This is a genomic window from Stenotrophomonas sp., from assembly GCF_050737075.1.
GTDB lineage: Bacteria > Pseudomonadota > Gammaproteobacteria > Xanthomonadales > Xanthomonadaceae > Stenotrophomonas.
This window is the reverse complement of sequence record NZ_JBOHXV010000003.1, coordinates 1-12,207: the sequence shown is the minus strand read 5'-3', so window position 1 is coordinate 12,207 and position 12,207 is coordinate 1. Positions and strand designations below refer to the sequence as shown.

Annotated in this window: 9 protein-coding genes; 6 read left to right on the top strand and 3 right to left on the bottom strand. The window is 69.2% G+C overall.

Features of this window, described 5'->3' with window-relative positions; translation table 11 throughout:
- Positions 1 to 172: 172 nt before the first annotated feature.
- Together ACREPD_RS01100 and ACREPD_RS01095 are read right to left on the bottom strand one after the other, a co-directional pair.
- Complete coding sequence (locus ACREPD_RS01100; protein ID WP_431597562.1) at positions 173 to 832, bottom strand: TonB family protein; 660 nt, start codon at positions 830 to 832, stop codon at positions 173 to 175.
- 187 nt (positions 833 to 1,019) lie between these two features.
- Positions 1,020 to 1,754, bottom strand: a complete 735-nt coding sequence (locus ACREPD_RS01095) for an SIMPL domain-containing protein (protein ID WP_431597561.1) — start codon at positions 1,752 to 1,754, stop codon at positions 1,020 to 1,022.
- Between the two features lie 130 nt (positions 1,755 to 1,884).
- Between ACREPD_RS01095 and ACREPD_RS01090 the strand changes: the two genes are divergently transcribed.
- Genes ACREPD_RS01090 through tldD form a run of 4 tightly spaced genes read left to right on the top strand, consistent with a single transcriptional unit; the run spans position 1,885 to position 9,355 of the window.
- Entirely contained in the window at positions 1,885 to 2,466 is a 582-nt protein-coding gene (locus tag ACREPD_RS01090; RefSeq protein ID WP_431597560.1) for a Maf family nucleotide pyrophosphatase, read from the top strand.
- On the top strand, positions 2,459 to 3,946 hold the full coding sequence (rng, locus tag ACREPD_RS01085) for a ribonuclease G (RefSeq protein WP_431597559.1): 1,488 nt from the start codon (positions 2,459 to 2,461) through the stop codon (positions 3,944 to 3,946). The genes ACREPD_RS01090 and rng overlap by 8 nt, the downstream gene beginning before the upstream one ends.
- Before the next feature lie 45 nt (positions 3,947 to 3,991).
- Complete coding sequence (locus ACREPD_RS01080) at positions 3,992 to 7,855, top strand: YhdP family protein (protein ID WP_431597558.1); 3,864 nt, start codon at positions 3,992 to 3,994, stop codon at positions 7,853 to 7,855.
- A gap of 54 nt (positions 7,856 to 7,909) precedes the next feature.
- Positions 7,910 to 9,355: a metalloprotease TldD gene (gene tldD, locus ACREPD_RS01075; protein WP_421569887.1), complete on the top strand. Its 1,446-nt coding sequence runs from the start codon at positions 7,910 to 7,912 to the stop codon at positions 9,353 to 9,355.
- Positions 9,356 to 9,407: 52 nt separating this feature from the next.
- Here the strand turns inward: tldD and yjgA are convergent, their stop codons facing one another.
- Entirely contained in the window at positions 9,408 to 10,010 is a 603-nt protein-coding gene (yjgA, locus tag ACREPD_RS01070; RefSeq protein ID WP_431597557.1) for a ribosome biogenesis factor YjgA, read from the bottom strand.
- A 69-nt stretch (positions 10,011 to 10,079) separates the two neighbouring features.
- Between yjgA and pmbA the strand changes: the two genes are divergently transcribed.
- Together pmbA and ACREPD_RS01060 are read left to right on the top strand one after the other, a co-directional pair.
- Entirely contained in the window at positions 10,080 to 11,447 is a 1,368-nt protein-coding gene (pmbA, locus tag ACREPD_RS01065; protein WP_431597556.1) for a metalloprotease PmbA, read from the top strand.
- Positions 11,448 to 11,522: 75 nt separating this feature from the next.
- Positions 11,523 to 11,906 carry a DUF4870 domain-containing protein gene (locus ACREPD_RS01060; RefSeq protein ID WP_431597555.1) on the top strand — a complete coding sequence of 128 codons (384 nt, stop codon included), beginning with the start codon at positions 11,523 to 11,525 and terminating at the stop codon, positions 11,904 to 11,906.
- Positions 11,907 to 12,207 lie beyond the last annotated feature (301 nt).

Genomic DNA, 12,207 nt, shown 5'->3' with positions numbered 1-12,207 from the left:
CCTGACTGGGAAAACCAGCGATGTCGTTGTTGGCGCCGGGGGAACTGCGGGCGTCGGCGACAATCTAGGTTTCCAGCAGGTGACGTTAGAGTGAAAAATTGCTTAATTGGCGAGATCGGTGACGGGCGTCAAAAAGCGTGGGGTCCGTGGCCGGTGCCCCACGCCGTTTACGTCACTCCGGCAGCGTAAAGCTGACCGGCACCAGCCCCACGGCCGACACCGCCTGGCCGTTCACCTTGGCCGGGATGAAGCGCCAGTGACGCAGCACCTGCTGGCGGGCGGCGTTGTCCAGCACCCGCGAGCCGCTGCTGCGTTCGATCACCACGCTGGCCGCCTTGCCGTCCGGGTCGACCTGGACGCGGAGCAGCACCGTGCCCTGCTGGCCGTCGCGGATCGCGGGGATCGGGTAGGCCGGCGGCGGCGCGCTGCGGTACTGCAGCTGCACGCCTTCACCCCCCGCGGGCGGCGTGGGGTCGGCCGGCGCCAGGGTGGGGGCCTGGATCTCGCCCGCCGGCAGTGGCGGTACGGCCAGTACATCATCAATGGTGGCGGTGGCCGGAGGCAGCGGCGCCACCCGCGGCGTAATGGTGGGCGCGCGGACCACCGGGACCGGCACCTCCGGCTGGATCGGCTCCGGCGGTTTGGGGGTGGGGATGTCCGGGGTGATCATGCGCACCACGGTGCGGTCGCGTGGCAGCGGCGCGGCCACGTAGGCGGCGGGGATGAGCAGCAGCATCAGCGCGAGTAGATGCAGGGCCAGCGCGGTGCTCCAGCCGAACACGCGCGAGACGTCGATTTGCAGCGGTACCACCGGGGGATGCGTACGGACCATGTGCCACTCTCCTTGCCAGATGTGCAAGCGGGAACATCAACGTGCAGGGGCCGGGGCCCCGCAATGTCAGCAATACCGCGGCGCGGCGCGGGCTGGAAGTCAGGGGCGGTGTGGGTGTTTGGCTGGCGGTCAGGTAGAGCGGACCAACAGTCCGCTCTACCCCGTCGTTGCGCGCCCGGTTGCGCAGTTACCGCCCCAGGTCGAACACCACGTCCAGGTTGACCGACACGGTCGACTCGCCCGGCGAGACCGGGGTGGAGATATCGGCGGCCATCGGCGCGGCGGCGGCGCGCATCATCATCGGGCGGAAGTTGCCGCCGGCGCTTTCGGAGATGCTGACGATGCGGCGCACGCGCAGGCCAAGCGACTTGGCGTAGGTCTCGGCGCGGGCCTGGGCCTTCTTCAGCGCGGCCAGGCGGGCTTCGTCGTAGACCGGTTCGGGTTGGTCGATCTCGAACTGCGGGCCGTTGATCTGGTTGGCACCCTGGGCGGCCAGCGCGTCCAGCACCTTGCCCAGCTTGGCGATGTCGCGCACCTTCAGGCTCACGTTGTTGCTGGCCTGGTAGCCGGTGATCTTCGGCGCCTCGTTTTCCGCGTAGCGGTACTGCGGGCTGAGGTTGACCCCGCTGGTCTGGACGTCGCGCTCGGCGATGCCGGCCGCCTTGATCGCCGCCAGCACCTTCACCATCTGTTCGGCGTTCTGGCGCATGGCCGCGTTGCCATCGGTGGCCTGGGTGACCACGCCTGCCGACAGGGTGGCCACGTCCGGCACGCGCCGGGCCTCGGCGTTGGCGGAGATGTTGAGCAGGGTGCTGTCGGCGGGGACAGCGACGGCAGGCTGGGACTGGGCGTGGGCGGTCATCGAGGTTCCCAGGGCAAGGGACAGGGCGAGCAGCAACGGGGACAGGGACGGTCGGCGCATGTACATCTCCTTGTGAAGGCGTTGAGGTTGGTGTCGGAGCGATGAACGTCTGGTGATCCTGGATGGGGTCGGTGACGATTGGGTGCTGTTGCTCGCGATTCAGACAGTGGCCGCAGGTTATGCTTCCGCGATGCTTTATCTTGCCTCCCGTTCCCCCCGTCGAACCGAATTGCTGGCGCGCCTGGACCGACCGTTCCAGGCGCTGGACCTGGACGTGCCTGAAGTACGGGCCGCCGGGGAAACCGCCTTGGACTACGTGCAGCGCGTGGCCGCCGACAAGGCCCGCGCCGGGCTGGCGCGGGTCGCCGACGACCCGCATGCCGTGGTGCTCGGCTCGGACACCGAAGTGCTGCTCGATGGCGAGGTGTTCGGCAAGCCGCTGGACGCCGCCGATGCCGCCGCCATGCTGCGCCGGCTTTCCGGGCGCACCCACCAGGTGGCCACCGCCGTGGCGCTGGTGGCCGCCGGGCGCGAGCAGGGCGTGCTGGTGGTGTCGGAGGTGAGCTTCATTGATCTGGACGAGGCCGCCATTGCTGCCTACGTCGCCACCGGCGAGCCGATGGGCAAGGCCGGGGCCTACGCCATCCAGGGCGGGGCCGAACGATATATCCGCCACCTGGCGGGAAGCTATTCGGATGTAATGGGTTTGCCCCTGCAACAGACCGAGCAGTTGCTGCTGGCGTTCGAATCGAAGGGAGTCGCCCGTGTCTGAAGAAATTCTGGTCAACGTGACCCCACGCGAGACCCGCGTGGCCGTCATCGAAAATGGCATGTTGCAGGAACTGCACATCGAGCGTGGCTGGCGCCGCGGCGTGGTGGGCAACATCTACAAGGGCAAGGTGCAGCGGGTGATGCCGGGCATGCAGGCTGCGTTCGTCGAGGTCGGGCTGGAGCGCGCCGCGTTCCTGCACGCCAACGACGTGGTGCGCCCGGCCCCGGTGGCCAGCCCGGACACCGAAGGCACCACGCTGCCGCCGCCGTCGTCGGTGCCGATCGTGGAGCTGCTGCGCGACGGCCAGGACATCGTGGTGCAGGTGGTCAAGGACCCGATCGGGACCAAGGGCGCACGCCTGACCACCCAGATCAGCATTCCCTCGCGCTACATGGTGCTGCTGCCGCAGTCGAAGGTGGTGGGCGTGTCGGCGCGGATCGAGGACGAGGGCGAGCGCGCCCGGCTCAAGGCGCTGGTGACCGAGCTGTCGGCCCAGCATGGCGGCTACGGCTACATCGTGCGCACCAATGCCGAGGGCCAGCCGGCCGAAGCCATCGCCGAGGACGTGGCCTACCTCTCGCGGGTGTGGAACGTGGTCGAGCGCCGTGGCCGCGACGCGGCGCCGTGCAGCGTGATCTATGAAGACCTGAGCCTGCCGCTGCGGTCGGTGCGCGACCTGATCCGCAAGGACGTGGACAAGGTCAAGGTGGACTCCAAGGAAACCTTCGGGCAGCTGCAGGCGTTCGTGGCCAAGTACATGCCGGTGCTGGCCGAGAAGCTGGAGCTGTACAGCGGCGACCGCCCGATCTTCGATATGTTCGGGGTCGAGGACGAGATCGGCCGCGCGCTCGACAAGCAGGTTCCGCTCAAGTCGGGCGGCTACCTGGTGATCGACCAGACCGAGGCGATGACCACCATCGACGTCAACACCGGTTCGTTCCTCGGCCAGCGCAATCTGGAAGAGACGGTGTTCCGCACGAATCTGGAGGCTGCCCAGTCGGTGGCGCGCCAACTGCGGCTGCGCAACCTGGGCGGCATCATCATCATCGACTTCATCGACATGGATGACGCCGAACACCGCCGCCAGGTGCTGCGTACGCTGGAGAAGGCACTGGCGCGCGACCACGCCAAGACCACCGTGTACGACTTCTCGCCGCTGGGGCTGGTCGAGATGACCCGCAAGCGCACCGTGGAAAGCCTGGAGCGGCAGCTCTCCGAGCCGTGCCCGGAGTGCAGCGGGCGCGGGTCGATCAAGACCGCCGAAACGGTGACCTACGAAATCTTCCGCGAGATCACCCGCGCCGTGCGCCAGTTCGATGCGGCGCGCCTGCTGGTGATCGCCTCCTCCAAGGTGGTGGCGCGGATCACCGACGAGGAATCCACGGCGGTGGCCGAGCTGGAGGAATTCCTGGGCAAGTCGATCCGCTTCCAGGCGGACGAGCAGTACCTGCAGGAGCAGTTCGATGTTGTCCTGCTCTGACCTGGGCACGCCTGCGCCGTCGTGCGCCGGCGCGCAGCGGTGCCGATGAGCGCGCCGCTGCGCCTACGACTGCGAAGGATTCGCCGCCATGCCGTTTATGCCATGGCGATCGTACTGGTCTGCGTGGCGCTGCTGGTGGGCAGCGTCAGCCAGCTGCTGCCGGTGGCCGAGCGCCACCCGGACAAGGTTGCCGCGTGGCTGAGCGCGCGCGCCGGCCAGCCGGTCCGCTTCGACCAGCTGCAGACCCGCTGGACCCGGCGCGGCCCGCTGCTGGCGCTGAAAGGCCTGCGTATCGGTGAAGGCCAGGGGCTGCGCATTGGCGAAGCCGAAGTGCTGGTGTCGATGTATGCCGGTCTGTTGCCGGGCCATTCCCTGACCGAACTGCGCCTGCGTGGGCTGGCGCTGGTGCTGCAACGTGCGCCGGACGGCCGCTGGTCGGTACAGGGCCTGCCGCAGTCCAACGCCGGTGGCGACCCGCTGGACGCACTGCGCCGGCTGGGCGAACTGCAGGTGATCGGCGGACGGCTGCGCGTGGACGCGCCGTCGCTGGGGCTGCAGGCCGAACTGCCGCGCATCGACCTGCGCCTGCGCGTGGACGGCCAGCGCCTGCGCGTGGGCGCGCGCGCCTGGGCCGACCCGCAGGCGATGCCGCTGACGGCGGTGGTGGATTTCGAACGCTCACGTGGCGACGGCCAGGTCTGGCTGGGCGCCGACCCGGCCGACTTCCGCGCCTGGTCGCGGTTGCTGCAGTTCGGCGGCGTCAGCCTGCAGGAAGGCACCGGCGAGTTGAATGCCTGGGTCGATCTGCGCGACCACCGCCCGGTGATGATCAGCACCGACGCCGACCTGCAGGACGTGCAGCTGCGCGGCGCGGTACTGGCCGACGGCAAGCGCCCGACGCTGCAACTGGACACGCTGCAGCTGCGCGCGCGCTGGCGCTGGGTGCAGGGCGGCTGGCGGGCCGATGCACCGCGCCTGCGGATCGGCATGGAAGGGCGCACCGAGCAGCTGGACGGATTGTTGATTGCCGGTGGCCAGCACATGGCGCTGGCCGGCGACAACATCGACGCCACCGCGTTGCTGCGCGGGCTGGCACTGAGCGACCGGATCGACCCGGGCCTGCGCAGCTGGCTGCATGATGCCGCGCCGCAGGTGCGGATGACGCGCGTACGCGTGGCCGGCGAGCGCGATGGCGCGCTGAGTGTGGAAGGCGAGCTGGAGGAGATCGGCTTCGCCGCGGTAGGGCACGCCCCGGGGTTGAGCGGGGTGGGCGGCCATTTCGACGGCGACGCCAACGGCTTCCGCCTCGAACTGCAGCCGACCCGCACCATGCACTTCGACTGGCCCACCGGCTTCGGCGTGCGCCATGACGTGCGCCTGGCCGGCAGCATGGTGGGCTGGCGCGATGAAGGCGGTGGCTGGCGGATCGGCACCCCGGCCCTGCGCGTGCAGGGCACCGACTATGCGGCCGATGTGCGCGGCACGGTGTGGTTCCAGGGCAATGGGACCCGCCCGTGGCTGCAGCTGGCCGCCAAGATCGACGATGTGCCGATGACCGCGGCCAAGCGCTTCTGGATCCACTCCAAGATGAGCAAGGCGGCCACCGACTGGCTGGACGCGGCGCTGGTGGGCGGTTACGTGCGCGGCGGCGTCGGGCTGGTGACCGGTGACCTGGAAGACTGGCCGTTCGACAACCACAACGGCCGTTTCGAGGCCACCGGCCGGATCGACAACGGCAACATCCGCTTCCAGCACGACTGGCCGACCATGAACAAGGTCGACGGCGACATCGCCTTCATCGGGCCGGGGTTCGAACTGCACGGTCGCGGTGACCTGGCGGGGGTGGTAGTGGATCACTTCGACGCCGGCATCGCCGACTTCGGCGCCTCCCAGCTGTATGTAAGGGCGACCAGCCGCAGCGACGCCGGCGCGCTGCTGGCCATGCTCAAGCAGAGTCCGCTGCACAAGACCTATGCCGATTCGCTGGACAACCTCACGGCCAAGGGACCGGCGGCCGTGACGTTCGACCTGCTGCAGCCGCTGCACCACGACGAGGGCGGCGGGCACCTGCAGGGCACGGTCGAGCTGGACGGTGCGACGCTGACGGACAAGCGCTTCGCGCTGACCTTCGATGCGATGCGCGGCAAAGCCAACTACAGCCAGGACGGCTTCGGTGCCGAGGCGCTGGCCGTGCGCCACCTCGGCCATGACGGCCAGCTCAGCCTGCGCGCCGGTGGCTATGTGCGCGATCCGCAGCAGGCCTTCGAATCGGAATTGAGCGCCTCGCTGGACGCCGGCCTGCTGCTCGACCGCGCGCCCGAGTTGGCTTGGCTGAAACCGTATATCGAGGGCACCTCGCGCTGGACCATCGGCGTGACCCTGCCCAAGGTAGCCCCGGGCAGCAAGGTCGAGGCGCCCACGCTGCTGCGGCTGCACTCGGACCTGGTCGGCACCCGCCTGGACCTGCCGGCACCGCTGGACAAGCCGGCCGACACGCCGCTGGCCACCGCCGTCAACGCGCAGCTGCCGATGGGCGCCGGGCGCGTGGACGTGGCCTTCGGCCAGCGCCTGGCCTTGGCCGCGCGCACCCACAACAACCAGACCGGCGTGCAGGTCACGCTGGGCAGCGACAAGGTCGACCGTGAGCCGCCCGCCAGCGGATTGGTCGTCAACGGTCGCAGCGGCTCGCTGGATGCACTGGAATGGATCGCCCTGGCGCGTTCACCGGGTGGGACGCCGGGCGGCACGCCTGACGCCGACCCGATGCCGCTGCGGCAGGTGGACGTGCAGGTCGGGCAGCTGCTGCTGGCCGGGGGCGTGTTCGCGGACACCCGCCTGCAGCTGCGGCCGTCGGCCAACGGGGTGGACGTGCGCCTCGACGGCCCCGCGCTGGCTGGCAGCCTCAACGTGCCCAGCGCCGACGGCGCGGCCATCGTCGGCAAGCTCGACCGCGTGCACTGGCAGTCCCCGCCGACGCCGGTGAAGCCGCCGGGCGACGGCGCGCCGATTCTTCTGCCCAGTGGCAGCACGTTGCCGGCGCGGGTACAGGCCAGCGCCAACGACACCAACCCGGCGAAGATTCCGCCGCTGTCGCTGGATATCGACGACCTGCAGTTCGGCAAGGCGCGGCTGGGCCAGGCTGTGCTGCGCACGCGTCCGTTCGGCAACGGGCTGAGCGTGGACCAGCTGCAGTTCCGTGCCCCCAAGCAGGAAATCGACATCCAGGGCCGCTGGTTGGGCATGGGCGAGGCCGCCCGCACCCAGGTCCAGGTCAAGGTCGACAGCGAGGACCTGGGCGGGTTGATGCAGAACCTGGATTACGGCGGCCAGCTGCGCGGCGGCCAGGGCCAGATCAGCCTGGATGCCGGCTGGCAGGGCGGCCCCTCGGACTTCCAGTTGGGGGCGCTGCAGGGGCAGATGCAGGTGCACGCGCGCAACGGCCAGCTGCTGGAACTGGAGCCGGGGGCGGGCCGCGTGCTGGGCCTGCTCAGCGTGACCCAGCTGCCGCGCCGGCTGATGTTCGATTTCCGCGACTTCTTCTCGAAGGGCTTCGCCTTCAACCAGATCGAAGGCACGCTCGCCTTCGCCAATGGCATGGCCACCACCGACAAGGTGCTGATCGAAGGGCCGGCGGCCAACATCAACATCCGCGGCCAGACCGATCTGCGCCGCCAGCAGTTCGACCAGACCATCGACGTCAACCCGCGCGCCGGCAACCTGCTCACCGTGGTGGGCGCCGTGGCCGGCGGCCCGATCGGTGCCGCGGTGGGGGCGGCGGCCAATGCGGTGCTGTCCAAGCCGCTGGGCGAGATCGGCGCCAAGACCTACCGCGTCACCGGCCCGTGGGCCGAACCCAAGGTCGAGGTGATCGACCGCGACAACGCGCCACCGCCGCCGGCTGCGCGCTGACCCCCTTTCCCGCGTCAGGCTTGCGATACCGGCCTGCGCCCACAGATCAAGACCATGACCGACAACGCACTTACCCTTGCCCACGACCGCCTGTTGCTGCCCGCCGGGCTGGATGCATCCGGGCTGGACCGTACCTTCGGCACCCTGCTGGGGCCCGGCATCGACTTTGGCGACCTGTACTTCCAGCACGCCCGCCGCGAGAGCTGGAGCGTGGAAGACGGCATCGTCAAGGACGGCGCCCATTCGATCGAGCAGGGCGTGGGCGTACGCGCCATCGCCGGCGAGAAGACCGGCTTCGCCTATTCCGATGACATCCACAGCGACGCGCTGCTGGCCGCGGCGCAGTCGGCGCGTGCGATCTCGCGCGACGGCGGCGCGCAGCCGGCCCGCGCGCTGGTGCGCGGCAACGCCCGCGCGCTGTACCCGGCGCTGGACCCGATCGACGGCATGGGCAACGAGACCAAGGTGGAGATGCTCAAGCGCCTGGACCGTTACCTGCGTGCCGCCGACCCGCGCGTGCAGCAGGTGATGGTGAGCCTGTCCGGTGGCGTGGATACGGTGCTGATCGCGCGCAGCGACGGCGTGCTCGCCGGCGACATCCGCCCGCTGGTGCGGCTCAATGTGCAGGTGATCGTGGAACAGCACGGCCGCCGCGAGTCCGGGTATTCCGGCGGCGGCGGGCGCTACAGCTATGAGGAACTGTTCGCCGACGGGCGCCCGGAGGCCTTCGCGCGCGAGGCGCTGCGCCAGGCGCTGGTCAACCTGGAGGCCGTCCCGGCCCCCGCCGGGGTGATGACGGTGGTGCTGGGCCCGGGCTGGCCGGGCGTGCTGCTGCATGAGGCGGTCGGGCATGGCCTGGAAGGCGACTTCAACCGCAAGGGCACCAGCGTATACGCCGGCCGTGTCGGCGAGCGCGTGGCCGCGCCGGGCGTGACCATCGTGGACGACGGGACGCTGGACGGTCGCCGTGGGTCGCTCAACATCGACGATGAGGGCCATCCCACGCAGTGCACCACGCTGATCGAGGACGGCATCCTGGTCGGCTACATGCAGGATTCGCTCAACGCGCGGCTGATGGGCGTGGCCCCGACCGGCAACGGCCGCCGCGAATCGTTCGCGCACATGACCATGCCGCGCATGACCAATACCTACATGCGCGCCGGGCAGCACGAGCCGGAAGAGATGATCCGCTCGGTGAAGAAGGGCATCTACGCGGTGAACTTTGGTGGCGGCCAGGTCGACATCACCAGCGGCAAATACGTGTTCTCGGCCACCGAGGCCTATCTGATCGAGGACGGCAAGGTCACCGCGCCGGTGAAGGGCGCCACCCTGATCGGCAACGGCCCGGAAACGATGCAGAAGGTGCGCATGATCGGCAACGACCTGGCGCTGGACCAGGGCGTGGGCATCTGCGGCAAGGATGGGCAGAGCGTGCCGGTGGGCGTGGGCCAGCCGTCGTTGCTGATCGATGGCATCACCGTGGGCGGCACCCAGGCCTGATCGCCGGATGCGCCTGTCCTTCATTCCCGGTCATGGCCGGGCCAGCCGCCCCTCAATCGTCGGCGTTGTCGTCGTCGCGGTCGTGGTCCGCGTCGTCGGCATCGTCGTCGGTCGCAACCGCGTCCAGGCCGAGCGCGGCCGGCAGCAGCAGGGCGCGCAGCACCTGGTAGATTTCGCGGAAGGCGCGCGGCGGCTTGTTCTTGGCCTTCTCGGCCTGGGCGTTGCGCAGCAGCGTGCGCAGCTGCTGGCGGTCGGCGTGCGGGTATTCTTCCAGCAGCGCGCTCAGCGCGGTGTCGCCGTCCTTGAGCAGGCGCTCGCGCCAGTCTTCGGCGCGGTGCAGGGCGGCCACTTCGCGGCGAGAGGTTTCGCTGTTGACGTCGAGCGCATCGCGGATCGCGTCCAGCACGGCGTCGTCTTCGCGGCGCATGTGCTTGGCCAGGAACGCCAGCTGGCGCTTGTGGGCGATATGCGCGGTGATCCGCTTGGCCTCGGCGATATGCGGCAGCAGGTCTTCCGGCACCGGCACGCGGGCCAGCTGGGCCGGGGTCAGGGCCACCAGCTTCTCGCCCAGGGCCAGCACGTCAAGCGCGTCGCGCCGGTTCTGGCTGCGGCTGATGTCTAGGAATTCACCGGTTTCTTCGTCGCGTCCGCGCATCGTCTTCTTTCCACATCCGTAAACTGTGCCCCGCGTTGCGCCAGGCACTCACCCGTACAGGATAAAGCATTGAACGTGATCTCCCCTGAAGCCACTGCCGCCGATGACAGCCTGCAGCGGCTGGAACAGCTGGCCGACATCTCCCAGCAGCTGCTGGCCCGGGCCCGGGCGCTGGGCGCCACCCAGGCCGAAGTGAGCTGCAGTGAAGAGCGCGGCCTGGACGTGAATGTGCGCCTGGGCGAGGTTGAGACGGTGGAATCCACCCGCGACCGCGGGATTGCGGTGACGGTCTACTTCGGCCAGCGCAAGGGCAGCGCCAGCACGGCGGACCTGCAGGCGGCCAGCCTGGAGTCCACGGTGGCCCAGGCCTGTGCGATCGCGCGGCATACCGAGGACGACGAGGCCGCCGGCCTGGCCGACCCGGCGTTGATGGCCCGGGAGTTCCCGGACCTGGACGGCTGGCACCCGTGGGCGCTGCAGGCCGAGCAGGCGGTGGACCTGGCGCTGGCCTGTGAAACGGCCGGGCGCGAGGCCGACCCCCGCATCAGCAATTCGGACGGGGCCTCGGCGGCCACGGCCACGAGCCTGTCGGTGTATGCGAATTCGCACGGGTTCATCGGCCGCGACCGCAGCAGCCACCATTCGGTGGGTTGTGCGCTGATCGCGGGGCAGGGCGACGGGATGCAGCGCGACGGCTGGTACAGCAGCGCGCTGGCCCGCGAGGACCTGGAAGATGCGGCGTCGATCGGACGCCGCGCGGCCGAACGCACGCTGGCCCGGCTGCAGCCGCGTTCGATGGCGACGGCGCAGATGCCGGTGCTGTACGCGCCGGAAGTGGCGTGCTCGCTGATCGGCCACCTGCTGGGTGCGGTGTCGGGCGGGGCGCTGTACCGCCGTGCCAGTTTCCTGCTGGACAGTGTGGGCACGCAGCTGTTCCCGGACTGGTTCGCGGTGGACGAGCAGCCGCTGCTGCGCCGGGGCCTGCGCTCGACGGCGTTCGACGGCGACGGGGTGGCCACCCGTAATTCGGCACTGATCGAGGCCGGGGTGCTGCAGCGCTATGTGCTGGGCAGCTATTCGGCACGCAAGCTGGGGCTGGTGACCACGGGCAATGCCGGTGGGGTCCACAACCTGCTGGTGAAGCCCAATGCGGGCGACCTGGCCTCGATGGCGCGGCAGATGGGCGAAGGCCTGCTGGTGACGGAGCTGATGGGGCAGGGGGTCAACGGCATCACGGGCGACTATTCGCGCGGTGCCGGCGGGTTCCGGGTCGAGAACGGCGAGATCCAGTACCCGGTGGACGGGATCACGATTGCCGGCAACCTCAAGGAGATGTTCGCGAGCATCGAAGCGGTCGGAAACGACATCGACCCCCGCTCGCACGTCCGGGTCGGCTCGATCCTGGTGGGACGAATGACCGTTGCCGGTAACGATTGACGTATCCTATTCCAGCTGCCTGGGCAGGCGGGGAGCCTGCCATGCACCACCCATACACTGGACAAGGAGTTTCACGTGAGCGAGTTCGACAACATTACCGCCCCGCCGCCGCCGCCGACCAGCGACGGCCCGGTTCCCAGCGACCAGCGCACGATGGCGCTGGTAGCCCATCTGCTGGGTATCTTCACCGGCTTCATCGGTGCCCTGATCATCTGGCTGATCAACAAGGACGACACCAGCAAGCCGTTCGTGATCGACCAGTCCAAGGAAGCCCTGAACTTCCAGATCACCATCGCCATTGCGTACATCGTTTCCAGCATCCTGGTGGTTGTCCTGATCGGCACGCTGATGCTCGCAGCAGTGTGGGTTGCCAACCTGGTGCTGTGCATCATGGCCGGCGTCAAGGCCAACAACGGCGAAGCCTACCGCTACCCGTTCACCCTGCGCCTGATCAAGTAATTTCTGCGTTGCGATGAAATGCAAAAACGCCCGGCAATGCCGGGCGTTTTTTTTGCGTCCGGTAGGTGCCGACCGTTGGTCGGTATGCGAAAGCCGAAGCCGAAGCCGGAGCCGGAGCCGGAGCCGGAGCCAAAGCCTCGGTCTGCGAATGTATCGGTGTTGGGCAGGCGGCGGTGGGTTTGCGGGACACGCCGTGAATCCGTCCTTGGAGGCTTGTAGAAAACTTGCGCGTGTACGCAATCCTGCGTACACGGCAAGACCGGGGTTGGGCGTCCTGCCCAACCCGTCCGGCGCATGCGCC

Coding starts and splice junctions, on each gene's coding strand:
- ACREPD_RS01095 (WP_431597561.1), bottom strand. CDS start 1,754: ATGCGCCGACCGTCCCTGTCCCCGTTGCTGCTCGCCCTGTCCCTTGCC.
- ACREPD_RS01080 (WP_431597558.1), top strand. CDS start 3,992: ATGAGCGCGCCGCTGCGCCTACGACTGCGAAGGATTCGCCGCCATGCC.
- ACREPD_RS01100 (WP_431597562.1), bottom strand. CDS start 832: ATGGTCCGTACGCATCCCCCGGTGGTACCGCTGCAAATCGACGTCTCG.
- tldD (WP_421569887.1), top strand. CDS start 7,910: ATGACCGACAACGCACTTACCCTTGCCCACGACCGCCTGTTGCTGCCC.
- yjgA (WP_431597557.1), bottom strand. CDS start 10,010: ATGCGCGGACGCGACGAAGAAACCGGTGAATTCCTAGACATCAGCCGC.
- ACREPD_RS01090 (WP_431597560.1), top strand. CDS start 1,885: ATGCTTTATCTTGCCTCCCGTTCCCCCCGTCGAACCGAATTGCTGGCG.